At 45.2% G+C, this 13,766-nt stretch carries 14 protein-coding genes; 3 read left to right on the plus strand and 11 right to left on the minus strand.

Going from position 1 to position 13,766, the window contains the following annotated elements:
* Positions 1-192: 192 nt before the first annotated feature.
* The 11 genes from flgL to flgB all read right to left on the minus strand — a co-directional run bounded on the left by flgL (position 193) and on the right by flgB (position 11,504).
* Positions 193-1,407 carry a flagellar hook-associated protein FlgL gene (gene flgL / locus AAKU61_RS07410; RefSeq protein ID WP_354330946.1) on the minus strand — a complete coding sequence of 405 codons (1,215 nt, stop codon included), beginning with the start codon at positions 1,405-1,407 and terminating at the stop codon, positions 193-195.
* 17 nt (positions 1,408-1,424) lie between these two features.
* On the minus strand, positions 1,425-3,398 hold the full coding sequence (flgK, locus tag AAKU61_RS07415) for a flagellar hook-associated protein FlgK (RefSeq protein WP_354330948.1): 1,974 nt from the start codon (positions 3,396-3,398) through the stop codon (positions 1,425-1,427).
* Between the two features lie 133 nt (positions 3,399-3,531).
* The gene (gene flgJ, locus AAKU61_RS07420; RefSeq protein ID WP_354330950.1) at positions 3,532-4,446 is read right to left on the minus strand and encodes a flagellar assembly peptidoglycan hydrolase FlgJ; all 915 of its coding nucleotides are present in this window, start codon (positions 4,444-4,446) and stop codon (positions 3,532-3,534) included.
* Between the two features lie 9 nt (positions 4,447-4,455).
* Entirely contained in the window at positions 4,456-5,544 is a 1,089-nt protein-coding gene (locus tag AAKU61_RS07425) for a flagellar basal body P-ring protein FlgI (RefSeq protein WP_354330984.1), read from the minus strand.
* Between the two features lie 87 nt (positions 5,545-5,631).
* Positions 5,632-6,297: a flagellar basal body L-ring protein FlgH gene (locus tag AAKU61_RS07430; RefSeq protein WP_354330952.1), complete on the minus strand. Its 666-nt coding sequence runs from the start codon at positions 6,295-6,297 to the stop codon at positions 5,632-5,634.
* A gap of 7 nt (positions 6,298-6,304) precedes the next feature.
* On the minus strand, positions 6,305-7,087 hold the full coding sequence (flgG, locus tag AAKU61_RS07435; RefSeq protein ID WP_354330954.1) for a flagellar basal-body rod protein FlgG: 783 nt from the start codon (positions 7,085-7,087) through the stop codon (positions 6,305-6,307).
* A gap of 171 nt (positions 7,088-7,258) precedes the next feature.
* A complete protein-coding gene (gene flgF, locus AAKU61_RS07440; protein ID WP_354330956.1) occupies positions 7,259-7,999 on the minus strand; it encodes a flagellar basal-body rod protein FlgF in 741 nt (246 codons plus the stop codon).
* A gap of 479 nt (positions 8,000-8,478) precedes the next feature.
* Positions 8,479-9,762: a flagellar hook protein FlgE gene (flgE, locus tag AAKU61_RS07445; RefSeq protein ID WP_354330958.1), complete on the minus strand. Its 1,284-nt coding sequence runs from the start codon at positions 9,760-9,762 to the stop codon at positions 8,479-8,481.
* A gap of 97 nt (positions 9,763-9,859) precedes the next feature.
* The gene (locus AAKU61_RS07450; RefSeq protein ID WP_354330960.1) at positions 9,860-10,525 is read right to left on the minus strand and encodes a flagellar hook assembly protein FlgD; all 666 of its coding nucleotides are present in this window, start codon (positions 10,523-10,525) and stop codon (positions 9,860-9,862) included.
* A 92-nt stretch (positions 10,526-10,617) separates the two neighbouring features.
* The gene (flgC, locus tag AAKU61_RS07455; RefSeq protein WP_354330962.1) at positions 10,618-11,022 is read right to left on the minus strand and encodes a flagellar basal body rod protein FlgC; all 405 of its coding nucleotides are present in this window, start codon (positions 11,020-11,022) and stop codon (positions 10,618-10,620) included.
* A gap of 5 nt (positions 11,023-11,027) precedes the next feature.
* Positions 11,028-11,504 (minus strand): flagellar basal body rod protein FlgB, encoded by a 477-nt coding sequence (gene flgB / locus AAKU61_RS07460; protein WP_354330964.1) that lies wholly within the window; start codon positions 11,502-11,504, stop codon positions 11,028-11,030.
* Between the two features lie 280 nt (positions 11,505-11,784).
* On the opposite strand from flgB, the gene flgA reads away from it, so the two are divergent.
* The 3 genes from flgA to AAKU61_RS07475 all read left to right on the plus strand — a co-directional run bounded on the left by flgA (position 11,785) and on the right by AAKU61_RS07475 (position 13,353).
* Positions 11,785-12,444, plus strand: coding sequence for a flagellar basal body P-ring formation chaperone FlgA (gene flgA, locus AAKU61_RS07465; protein WP_354330966.1), 660 nt, complete (start codon positions 11,785-11,787; stop codon positions 12,442-12,444).
* A 112-nt stretch (positions 12,445-12,556) separates the two neighbouring features.
* A complete protein-coding gene (gene flgM, locus AAKU61_RS07470; protein WP_354330968.1) occupies positions 12,557-12,868 on the plus strand; it encodes a flagellar biosynthesis anti-sigma factor FlgM in 312 nt (103 codons plus the stop codon).
* Positions 12,865-13,353, plus strand: a complete 489-nt coding sequence (locus tag AAKU61_RS07475; RefSeq protein WP_354330970.1) for a flagella synthesis protein FlgN — start codon at positions 12,865-12,867, stop codon at positions 13,351-13,353. Before flgM ends, AAKU61_RS07475 begins: the two co-directional genes overlap by 4 nt.
* Positions 13,354-13,766: the final 413 nt, after the last annotated feature.

The raw sequence follows: 13,766 nt of genomic DNA on the forward strand, positions 1-13,766 counted from the left end.
TAATCGACCATACAAAGCCTAGACAATAAGGCATTTGATGAAAAAATTTAGGGGAGTATCCTGATTAGAGCAATGCACTCACGAAACACTAAGAGAAAGTGCCCGACCAGCAGGCAAGGTTTAATCTCCATTTTGCGTAAGGCATTTGCCCATAAGGTAGCGGCAGCTTAGTGCAGCTTCATTAATGTAATTTTAATTAATGTACTGAAACAAAGACAGCGACGATGTTTTCACAAATGATTGCTGGGCAGCTTGCAGAGTAACTTGTTGCTGATTCAGCTCAGTGATTGCCTTCGCATAATCTAGCGACTGGATGTCCGCTAACGATTGTTTGTAGACCAAACCAACGGTATCACCAGCGCTATTCAGATTATCGATTTCTTTGAGGCTTGTGCCAATCGTCGCTCTTGAACTAAGCACGTTAGACAAAGATTTATCAACATTATTATTAGTTTGTGCTAAAACGGCGGTCAAATCAGTTCTAGCGCCTACGGTTATTGTTGGCGTATTTAAGGCTTTAATCACATCGGTCAAGGTTTTAAAAATATCTTGATTGCCAGATTGAATCGTGAATTTATCACCTGGCGCCGGGGCTCCGGGTGTATTGGTCAAGGTGGTACTGATTCCGTCAAATGTGATGGTCTGCGGACTAGTGTAAGCAGTGCTCGGAACTACGGTGGCACCAGTAGTCTTATTCAGTACACTAAAGTTAGCACCGGTATTGTCAAATACAACCTGATAATCATTGCCAGTTAAGGCATTTTGCGTGGCTGGATCAATTGCCGCAGTAGTTACAAGTTGCCCTGTATTAGTCGAGCCGGGGACAATATTGAATTGCCCGGTTGATGTGCGGATATTGCCAAAAATCGCCGAACCTACATCACTCACCGCCAACTGTCTGGACGTATCAACCTGCAACAGCCGTTGACCCTGATCACCGCTATAAGCCGCGCCATTAGCAGTCCTGGTGTAAGGCGCCGTGGTATTAGAGAAACCAGCAAACAAATAACCACCTGTACCGTCCGTTGCGTTGGCATAGCTGATCAAATCATCGAGGCTACCTTGTAACTGGGTCGCGATATAACCACGATCTGCGTCTGACAAAGAACCATTACCTGCACTCACAACCAAGGTCTTAACGTTTTGAACGGTGGTAGTTACGCTTTGTAACACGCCTTCAGCCGTACTCAAGCTGCTAGTCGCGTTTTGTCTGTTCACTGCGTATTGATCATTGATCGCATCTGACTGTGTGATCACCAAGGCGCGCGCAGAACCTACCGGATCATCGGACGGCGTCAAAATTTTTCTGCCTGCCGCGATTTGTTGTTGCGTCTTGTTTAAGCTGACCTGTAAGTCGCTAATCCTCGAGCCGCCCGTGTCGTAAATTGTGCTAGTGCTGATACGCATGATCGTGCTTTCAAGATTTAAGGATTAATATTGAGCAGCACACTAAATAACTGACTAGCTATCTGCATCAATTTTCCTGCCGCCTGGTAGGCTTGCTGATAGCGCAATAAATTAGTTGCTTCTTCATCAAGATTGACACCCGATTGTGACTGCTGCGCCTGTACATTCTGCGCCAATAATTGCGTTTCTGAGGCGCTGGTCACTTGTAATTCATGAGTTTTGTTACCAACCAAACTCACGAATTGTGCATATGCACCTTGATAAGTAGTGGTATTGCCAGCGACATTATTTTTTGTTTGCAGACCAGCGAGTAATACAGCGTTTCTACTATCGCCAGTACCTGTAGTGTTTGCGGCAACGTTAAAGACATCGCCGTTCGCAGGAGAGCCTGAAACTGTAAAACTAGCACCACTAAAACTGATTGTCGCTCCGCTGGTATAGGGAACCGGTGTGTTGGCAACATAAGGACCATACGAGGTCGTCACACCATTATTGGTGACGCTCACATTAGAGCCGACCGGGAAACCCGTAAAAGCGTTCGCAGAAAAAGCCAGTTTTACCGGGCTAGATAAACTTGCTGCAGTGTAGGTTGAGTCAACTACACCAGCACTGATCGCGCCTGATCCTGTATTGGTACTAGGTACCGACGTTGTCACTGGCGATGCAGCTGCTATTTTAGAAATGTCGGTAATTGCAACACTCAGACTGGATGCGCCGTTAACCGTTGGCTTGATTAAAAATTCATCACCTGCTGCTGGCGTACCGGTACCAGCAAAAGTCAAACCGTCTACGGTACCTAATGCCGCTAAAGTCGTCGCCGTTGCGGGTGGCGCAGGGAAAGCGATACCATCAGACAAACGAGTCAATTTGTAATTGGTGCCATCGTATTGCAACCGATAGTCGCTGGTTGTCAACGCACCAGCACTCGCAATGGACGCCGTCACAGTTTCAGTGCCGGTATTGTTGCTACTTGCATTAGTCACTGGCGTTGCAACATTAAAGAAATTACCACCGAGTTGGCCATTCAGATCTTGGCCTAACTTATGCTGATCGTTAAATGTGCTGGCAAGGCTAATCGCCACGCGTCCTAAAGAATTTTGAGCAACATCCAGTGTGTTCGCCCTGAAATCAAACAGACCACCTAAGGTTCCGCCTGGCAAGCTATTTTCACCCAGCAAAACCGTCTGTCCGTTAGCAACATAGGCTACATCTACGCGGGATGGATCGGTTAACGATTGCGCTGCTTGTAACGTATTGACATTATCGCCAACAACAAGCGGCTGACCACTACCGATGAACACGTTATATTTTGAACCGTCAGGGATGACCGACACCTTGGTCAGCTTGCTCAACTCAGTGACTAGTTGATCGCGTTGATCAAGTAAATCGTTAGGTACACCGCCGCTGTTGGAGGCGCTTTGCGCTTTAGAAATGGAATCGTTTAACTGAGATATCTGCGTAGCATAACTGTTGATAGAACCTACCGTTGACTGGATAGAATCGTTCACACCACTACGGATTTGGTCTAACTGACCTTGCAAACTATTAAACCTGGAGCTGAGTGCTTGTGCTGATGACAATGTTGATTGTCGTGCTGCGGAGCCAGCCGTACCATTGGGGCTCGCGGCCAGATCTTGTACAGACTTAAAAAAATCTTGTAATGCAGGCGACACGCCAGCAGAAGGATCAGCAATCAGATTATTGATTTGCTGAATTTGGGAATAATAAGTACTGACCTGGTTACTGCTGGATTGCGAAGCATTAACTTGCTGGCCTAAAAATTGATCGTATACGCGACTAATTTCACTAACCTGGGTACCCTGCCCGATAAAATTACCACCTAAATTTTGCGGTGCATTTGCACTTTGAATAACAACTTGTCTGTTATACCCAACCGTGGACGCATTGGCAATGTTGTGACCAGTCGTGGCAATTCCTATCTGCGCTGCAGCTAGTGCACTCTGTCCAATACTAAGAATATTCGAACCCATGGATGATCCTGCCTGACGCTTTTAATGCTTCTGTTGTTACTCTATTGAGAGGTTTCAAGACTGTTTTCGGAGAAATCCCTCAAAACTTTAATAAGTAAATCTTAGACAAACTCTTTTAAACCAAACACCCTAGCTAAGTTGACAAGGTTTGGTTGATGATTTTTGACAACTTATTGGCATACTGAGGATCGGTTGCATAGCCTGCTTTTTGTAAACCCTGCGCAAAACTGGAGGCATCTTTTGAATTAGCGATTACGCCTTCATAGCGGGGATTATTAGTCAGCAATTTGGCATAGTCTTTAAAGGCGTCGCTGTAAGAATCGTAGGATTTAAACTTTTCTACTTTTTTATAAGCAACGCCATTCACGTACTCTGTAGTAACCGCATCTACCGTCTTGCCCTTCCATTTACTATTGGCCTTCATGCCAAAAATATTATGGCTTGGCGTACCATCGACAGATTTTATTTCTTTCTTACCCCAACCACTCTCCAATGCCGCCTGCCCCAACATAAATTTAGCGGGAATGCCTGTTTCAAGGCTGGCTTGTTCTGCATGGGCGGCTAGCTTCTGCTGAAACTCTTTCACATTTCCTGTGCCGCTAATGGATGAAGTATCAGATGAAGCCGCTTTTTGCCCTAGCTTCATGCTATTTAAATACGAGTCAATTCCCCGGGCGTTGATGCTATTCAGATTATTTGCACCATTGTTTTGGGATAGGCCATCACCTTGCAATGCTTGGCTTAATTGTGTATTGGAAAGCTGTTTTACTAAAGCATCGGCTAGTCCTATGCCGCGTTTTGCCATATTTTGCGACAATTGCTGATCAAGCATGGATGTGTACATCTTGCTTTGCTCATTATCAAAAGGCCCATCCTGACCACCAGCCTGCCGCATCGATTTAAGCATCATCGTCATATATAAAGCTTCAAACTGCTTGGCCGCCGCCTTCAGCGCATCTGGAGAATTATTTTTAGCTGACTGTTTTAAGTCATCTAAGCCTTTGGTATCAAAGGCCAGTTTGTCTGATATGTCTGCGCGTCCTATCATGGCAACACCTTAAATGATTTCAAGATCGGCACGCATAGCACCAGAAGCCTTCATTGCCTGCAATATAGCAAGCAAGTCTTGTGGTGTTGCGCCTATGGCGTTAAGTGCTTTGACGACATCACTCAAAGTGGTGCCGGCCTTCAACATGACGACCTGACCTGCGTCTTTGGTAATACTGATATCAGATTTTTGTGTAACCGCAGTTTGTCCAGCGGACAGCGCATTTGGTTGACTGACTGAGGTGTCGGTATTAATCACTACAGAGAGATTGCCATGCGCAATTGCGCAAGCGTCTAAAGTCACCGCTTGATTCATCACAATTGATCCTGTTCTCGCATTCAGGATAACTTTTGCTGCTATTTGGGCAGGAGTGACTTCTATACTCTCAAGATTGCCTAAAAACGCTACGCGCTGATCGCTGCCAAGTGGTGTTCTGACCTGGATTACCCGACCATCCATCGCTGCCGCTGTACCGGCACCGAACTTTTTATTGATTGCATCAACTACCTTGCTCGCGGTAGAGAAGTCACTGGTATTGAGCTCCAGATGCACTACGCCATCTTGTCCCAATAAGGATGCGACAGCTTTTTCAACAGTTGCGCCGGAAGAAATACGTCCGACGCTAAGATGATTAACCTGCACTTTGCTACCACCAGCAGCGGCACCGACACCACCGACCAACACGTTACCTTGTGCCATCGCATAAATTTGGTTGTCAGCGCCTTTGAGTGGCGTCATCAATAAGGTACCGCCACGTAAACTCTTGGCATTACCCATAGAAGACACGGTGATGTCAAGTGTTTGTCCGGGCTGAGAAAAAGGAGGAAGCGATGCCGTTACCATCACAGCTGCCACATTTTTTAATTGTAAACTGGTGCCGACAGGAATACTCACGCCCAGTTGCTGCAACATGCTGATCACACTTTGCACCGTGAACGGCGTTTGCGTTGTCTGATCGCCACTGCCATCCAAACCGACTACCAATCCATAGCCCAGCAGTTGATTCTGACGCACACCTTGAATGCCAGCGATGTCCTTCAGGCGCTCGGCATGGGATTGCATCGCCACTGTTGATCCCAACAGGCAAATACAGACCATGCTGCGTCTGATCCAATTTGATTTCATCATTTCAAGCCTCCACTCTATTCCACTCAACTACACTGTGCTGCACTTGCATTGCCACCATCAAAGTGGAATAAAGCTTAAGAAAAACCGGGTCAGCAAGGAATTGACCTCCGCACGATCAATTCTGGCGGTCGATCGATATTCAAAACGAGCATCAGCAACCTGCCCTGACGGAACCACATTGGCGGCAGAGATACTAGCTGGCGTGACAACACCTGAAAAACGCACATATTCAGCCCCTTGATCAAAGGCAATTTGCTTCTCGCCGCTAACCAATAAATTCCCGTTAGGCAAAACATCAATTACGGTGACTGCAATCGTGCCCGTAAAATTATTGCTCGCGGTTTGCGCCCCAGCTTCAGCAAATTTGCTTGAGGAAGTACTAGATAAACCCGCATTGCTGGTCAAAGCAGAAGACAAGCCGAGGAATGACGGCACATTGAATGATGTACTGCCGCTCTTATTGGCAGAACTTGCACCAGTCTTACCAGCACTGGTTTTTTCGCTGATGGAGATCGTCAGTATATCGCCCAGCAAACGCGCTTTTTGGTCTTCAAATAAAGGTCTGTAAGAGGCCGATTGATAGATTGCTCCATTAAGCTCTCTTTGCGGCTTGGCTGATTGTGGCGCCATCGTCATCGGCTGATGAATAATTGGCGGCGGCACAACTGCACACCCAGCCAAAAACCATGCGAACAAACCAAATAAGAAGGACTTGAATATCATGAAAAACTCACAATTGCGTTAACTTTTGCAACATCTGATCTGATGTCGTGATCGCTTTACTATTGATCTCGTAAGCGCGTTGAGTCTGGATCATATTCACCAGCTCTTCGGCCACATTGACGTTAGATGTTTCTATAAATCCCTGCGTCAATAAACCAGCGCCATTGGTACCAGGTGTATTAGTACCAGGGCTACCTGACGCTGCAGTTTCTGTATAAAGATTTTCACCATTACCTAATAAACCGGCCGGATTAATAAATGTCGCCAATTGCACTGACCCGACCTGAACCGGCGCTGCAGAGCCTGGCTGCGTCACTGACACTGTGCCGTCACGTCCGACGGTAATGGATTGTGCATTCGCTGGAATAGTGATGGCTGGCTGGATTACAAATCCGCTAGAAGTCACCATCTGTCCTTGACTGTCTACCTGAAACGAACCATCCCGTGTATAGCCAGTAGTGCCATCTGGTAGTAATACCTGGAAGAAGCCTTCACCCTGAATCGCTAAATCTTTGCTATTACTGGTCTGCTGCAAATTACCCTGAGTAAAAATACGCTCCGTCGCAACCGGACGAACACCCGTTCCTAATTGCAAACCCGAAGGCAATTGAGTTTGCTGAGAACTCTGCGCACCCGGCTGACGCAGTGTTTGATACAGCAAATCTTCAAATATCGCACGTGAGCGTTTAAAACCAGTGGTACTGACGTTTGCCAGATTATTGGAGATCACATCCATTTGCGTCTGCTGCGCATCTAGCCCGGTTTTGGCAATCCATAGTGAGCGTATCATTTTATTTCTCCTGAGCACGAAGGCAACAAATCAGTTCTTAAGGACTTACGCAAAATTGTCCCGGCGAGGCGTAGCGACGAAGATAGTACTTTTAGTACAGCGAGGAGCTACAACGCAGCAGGGGCGGTTTTGCGTAAGTCCTATTCTTTAGTTATTTTGAGGCTAATTGAGTCAACTCAAAGCCATAATCTGACTAGCTTTAGTAGCGTTACTCTCAGCGTTCTGGAGTAATTTCATATTCATTTCAAATTGTCTGGCCAAATTAATCATTGTGACCATAGACTCGACAACGCTGACATTGCTGCCTTCCAAGGTACCGCCGGCAACAGTCACCGCGACGTCAGCATCAATCGCACTGCCGTCTTTTGTTTTGAATAAACCATCATCACCGCGAACCAGATTATCTTCTGGCGGATTGGCAAGCTTGAGACGACCAATAGTTTCTACCGCACTCGTTTTGGGGCCATTAGGGACAGTCGAGATAGTGCCGTCTTTAGCGATAGAAATAGTGACATCGGGAGGAACGGTAATCGGACCTGTCTCACCAACGACATTAAGACCAGCCAAGGTTTGCAGCACGCCGTTTTCATTGAGTTTTAAACTGCCATTACGGGTTAAGGCTTCGCTACCATCCTCGCGCTGGACGACTAACCATCCTTTACCCTGCACTGCGACATCTAACTCACGTCCCGTCATCTGCAATGATCCGGTAGAAAAATCGGCACCAACGGTAGCATCCACAACAAAGGCGCGTGTTGGCAATCCGGGGCCAATGACAGGTACCGCACGAAAAGAATCGATCTGCGCGCGAAATCCCGTTGTCGTGGCATTGGCGAGATTGTTGGAATTTGTCGCCTGTTGCTCAAGGATGTGTTTCGCTCCCGTCATTGCGGTATAAATAAAACGATCCATTACACACCTCTCTTTAATAAGCAATACATCAAGAATCTCCGCCGAACTAATGACCAAACTGCTTACCAAATAAAAACTAAAGATTGGCCGAATTTTTACTAAATATCAGCCAGCTGCCCGCCGAATGGTTTAACTTTCTGCGGCTTTGCGACCATTAACATCAATACAAAAATCGTACTAAACAACAAGATAAATACCGTATTTTCACCTTATCTTTACTCTGCTTTTTTTCTTACTTTGGTAGGCTGACATTGGCTAATTCAATATACTCCCCATTATTTTCCTTAAAATAAGCTCCTTAACAAGGAAATACATGGACAGCTAATATATACCTACCTAGAGTATAAAATAATCAATACGTACTAACGGGACAGCATATTGCTGATCATTTCATTCAATTTCAGTCAGACTCGCACGCCTGTATATAGCCATAATATTCAGCAGCGCCTTAGCTTATGCGAGCCACGGGAGGTTATGGTTTATCGTAAATTCACCAATGTTTGCTGAATCTGGTCTTCCGTTTTAATGGTCTGTGCATTCGCTTGATAAACCCGCTGAGCCGTGATCATGTTGACGAGCTCCGCCGTAAGGTCAGTATTTGAGTCCTCGACAGCCGATGAGGTTAACGTCCCTTGACCACTAGAGCCAGGTGTTCCCACCAAAGCGGGACCAGATGTTGAGGTCTCGTTCCACTGATTATCGCCAATTGATTGCAAACCATTTGGATTGGTGAAATTAGCTAAAACAACCTGACCAAGGACGGAGGTTTTACCGTTGGTATAACTACCGACGATAGTGCCGTCTTTAGCAGTAGTAAAACTCGATAATTTGCCTGACGCATATCCATCCTGTTTTAATGTACTGACACTAAAATCAGAACCAAACTGCGTTGAGCCAGTCATGTCTAGCTTCACATCCAAAGGTGTAGAGATTGGCGTTACAGCACCCGACGTGACTGGAATAGCAACTTTTAATGCCTTAGGGTCGTTGACAGAAAATGCTGGAGTTGCCGAAACTAGCTTGCCCAAATTATCAAATGTCAATTGGCCCAGGGCAACCGGCGCTGCTGGCGGTGTGTAGCCAACAGGTATACCGTCACTGGTGGCATACACATTCCAAGTTAAAGCTGCCGGATCTTTCGCAAAGAAAGTTTGCAATACGTGCGAATTACCTAAGCTATCAAAAACAGCAACTGAGGTCGCGTTGTTGTATGAAGTTGGATCGGTAGGAGAAAATACAATCGGTGTAGCACCACCTGGATTTGTTTTACGTGAATCCAGATTAACCAGTGCATTAACAGCAGTAGTTTGCGAAGGCGGAATATCTGCTGTATTAATATTGATCGCAGCAGGAGATCCCGTCGACAAAGTACCATTGGCGTTAGCAACATAGCCTGTCAATTGCGCGCCTTGCGCATTAACGATAAAACCGTTTTTATCCAACTGAAATTGGCCGTTACGGGAATAACTCACCGCTCCATTCGTATTCAACCGGAAAAACCCATTGCCGTTAATGGCGATATCTAAGGGATTATTAGTTGTGCTGACATTACCCTGCGTAAATTGCTGGGCGATCGCAGCCACTTTCGTACCGATACCCACTTGCGCACCACCGGCACCGTTCAGAGAATTGGCATATACGTCAGCAAACTGCACCTCTGCCTGTTTGAAGCCAACGGTACTGGCGTTAGAAATATTGTTACCGATGACATCTAACGATTTTGATGCAGCATTCAAGCCGCTTAAGCCTTGTTGAAAACCCATGATGTTTCCCCTTTTTTACTGGAATAGAATTGAACTAATAAGTTAGCTAATGATTGCGCTAATTTAGGTTAAAACTGATGCTGAACTGAGATCCACACTAATAGATTTTCTTCACATCGGACATACTGATATCGCCAATATTGGCAACACTCAATTTGACCCCTTGCGCGCTTGATGTCACGCTAGAAACTAGCCCAAAACTTAATGCTGTCGCATCTACTGCTTTGCCCGCGGTAGTGGCTGTGACGGCAAATGTATATTGGCCGTCAGGTGCAGCACTGCCCTTATCCGTCGAACCATCCCAAGTCAATTGGCTAAGACCTGCTTCTGTTGATCCAAGGCTGATCGTTTTAACCGTAGCACCAGAAGCATCTTTAATCGCCACATCGACTTTGTCCGCACCTTGGGCTAGGTCGATACCATAAATCGATTTACCGCTAGACAAACTAATTGCACTACCAGGCGCGATAACCCCATGACCAATCATGTTGGCGGCTTGCAAATTTTGCCCTGCAATCATATTGCTGCTTAAAGTTGCGACTGCAGCATTAAGCTGATTGATACCAGTCACAGTTGATAACTGTGCAAGCTGGCTAGTAACCTGAGCGTTATCCATCGGGTTTAATGGATCTTGATTTTTCATTTGCGTTACTAGCAAAGTTAAAAATTGATTTTGCGTATCCGCCACAGTCGATTTTGTCGCCGCGGTGCCGTTCTGCGTCGCCAACAAAGCTGGATCAACGGTATTAGTTATTGTGGTCATTTGATATCCTTCATCCAGTATTGGGGCGGTACAAAAAAAGGGGCGTTACAAAAGTGTTTTATTCGAAGTACTTTATTTAATTGGCTAACTCGTTACTGACCTAAAGTCAGAGTTTTAAGCAACAAGGTCTTAGCGGCATTCATCGTATCAACGTTGGTTTGGTAAGAGCGAGAGGCAGAAATCATATTCACCATCTCTTCGACGACATTCACGTTTGGCATCGCCACATAACCTTTTTCGTCTGCCAGAGGATGCTTTGGGTCATACATCAATTTAGGCGGATTACCGTCCTCAACGACCTCTTTTACCTTGACGGATGTGGCAGTGGCATCGCCAGATGGTACGGCGCTAAAAACTACCTGCTTGGCTTTATAGGGCTGACCGTTTGAGCTGGTTACGCTATCGGCGTTGGCTAAATTACTAGACACCACATTCAAGCGCTGTGCCTGGGCGCTCATGGCAGAGCCTGCGACATTAAAAATATTGAACAAGGACATAATAATTACCCCTGGATAGCGGCTAACATACCGCGAATCTGCATATTAATCATAGTAAGGCTGGCCTCATAACGCAAAGAATTATCTGCAAATTGATTACGTTCCACATCCATATCTACCGTATTACCATCTATGTTGCTCTGCGCTGGATTACGATAAAGTAACTGGCTACCGCCTGCATTATTTTGTCCATCAAGGTGATTTGGTGAGGTTTTCGCCAATTCTGTTGGAGATTGATTTCCCGTTTGACGCATTGCATTGTTTGCTAAATTGCCATTTTGATTGACGGCAGCGCCAGTCGATGTTGCAGTCGTCGCATTATTTAAAGCATTATTCATCGCGGACGAAAAATCGATATCGCGCGCTTTATAATTGGGCGTGTCGGCGTTAGCGATATTGGATGAAATCAATTGCTGACGCTGCCCTCTGACAGATAGCGCAGTTTCTTGAAAACGAAAATAATCATCGATTCTGTTAGCCATATTCCCTCCAATTACGATCTGCTTTAGTGCGGTTTTAGCTTGATAACAACGCGATAATTTAAGTAAAAGCAATATCAGCGGCTGTTTAAACGGTTTTTGATGCTTTGCATGTTATCCCCGCAAAGACAAGTCCAATCATCTAAAAAGAAGACCAAAATACCGTCTATTCCTCGATTTACTTTCCAAGATAAAAACTACAATTTGATTCAATGCTTCCACCGAGAATCCAATGAAAAAGCGATTAATATCAAGATCAATGCTGGCCATCTTAAGCATAATCTTGAGCACGCAAGTCGTTGCCGAGCCAAACAACGCTCAGCAAAATCCCTTGGCGGTGCGGGAGGCAGCAGAAAACTTTTTAAAAACACAGTCCGCAGGCCAATCTGGCGATGTGCGTATTAGCGTTGGGCCACTGGATAGTCGCTTAAACTTAGCTGCATGCCCTAATTTATTGCCATTTTTACCTCAGGGAAGTAAACCCTGGGGCAAGATTACGGTAGGCGTACGCTGCGCAGAACCAACTCCTTGGATTGTGTATCTGACAGCAAATGTGCAAATTACTGGTGATTACTATGTCACTGCGGGATCTTTGGCGATAGGACATGTTCTGACAGCCTCGGATCTAATCAAAACCAAAGGAGAACTATCAAGCCTCCCAAATGGTGTTGTGACAAATCCAGAACAAGCAATAGGCAGGTCAATAACGACATCCGTCACGTCTGGTACTACATTAAGAGGAGACATACTAAAAAGTCCCCCAGTAGTGCAACAAGGACAATCTGTGCGTGTAACCAGCACGGGTAAAGGATTTCAGGTAGCGACTGACGGACAGGCATTAAACAATGCAAGCGAAGGACAAGTAGCAAAAGCGAAGACAATGTCAGGTCAGGTAGTTAGCGGAATAGCCAGAGCTGGCGGAGTTATTGAGGTCACATATTGAACCGGGATTACCTTGCGGAACGATATTTCCTTGCTCAAGGTTAAAGTTTAAAATAACACAGCCGATATACATAACGTAGATGTATATAAATCCGAATAAAGAGGGTAACGCTGTGAAAATTAATGACGCACTACAAAGTACGCCGGCAGTACCAACTGGCACTCAGGTTCGTACTGATCGTTCGCCCGATAAAGCAGAGGTAGCAACAACGCCTTCGCACACGGTGCAGATCTCGCCCCTGTCGACGCAATTGCAGGCTTTACAAAACACTCAGGCTAGCAGCGGTGTGTTTGCAACAAAAAAAGTGGAAGAAATTAAGCTCGCCATTTCTGAAGGACGCTTCCAGGTCAATTCAGAAAAAGTAGCTGATGGCTTGCTTGAGACTGTTAAAGATTTATTAAACTCTAGAAAACAATCATCATGAACCTCTCCAGCGCAAAACTACTCCAATTAAATCAATGCCTTAAAGATGAAGTCGTAGAAATGACATCATTATCTGAGTTGTTGAAATTGGAACAAGCTGCGCTAGTTGAAGCACGTGTGAATGACCTGACAGAAATCACCAAAGATAAAAGTGCGCTACTTGTAAAAGTATCTGAATTAGAAAAATTAAGAGCATCAAGCTTAAAAGATCTGGGATTTCTATCCGATATGTCTGGCATGCAAGCATTGCTGGAGCAAGTACCAACAGAAGTAGAAACATCTAATTATTGGAAAACGCTTTTAGCGATTTCTGAACAAGCGCAAGAAAATAACCGCACAAATGGTATTTTGATTAACCGCCAGTTCACTCGTAACCAAAGTGCACTGAACATACTCCAGCAAAACAATCCTGCAGGATCAATGTACGGTCCAAACGGACAATCAACAGTCAAAAACATGCCGGGTCGAGGCGTAGTGGCAGGTTAATGCAGCTTAATTGAATACAACGGAGTAATCACTTTTGCCAACTTTGGCTTGCCTAGTAAACTCCTGAAATCAAAATCAGAAAATATTCTTTGATAGCTACATGCACTTCTATAAGCTATCAAATTTAACATACTCCCCCATCAGCACCTCCCAATATGGCTTATTGCCCAATGATTGTCTGGACGATTTAAATATACTCATAGTGAGTATATTTTAACCAAGGATTCATATTTGATTGATGATTCCACTCGGCTAAGCAAAAAAACATACGGAGCGACGGGTTCGTCGCTGTATTTTTGTAAGCGACTCTGTATATTCGGTAATCCCCCCAGCAAATAATCGGACTTATAAGTAGAATTTTCTAAATATGATTTTTAGAGGTTTTACATGAAGACATCCCGTTACACCGACAG

Source organism: Undibacterium sp. GrIS 1.2, assembly GCF_040544435.1.
In the GTDB taxonomy this organism is placed as follows: Bacteria; Pseudomonadota; Gammaproteobacteria; order Burkholderiales; family Burkholderiaceae_D; genus Undibacterium.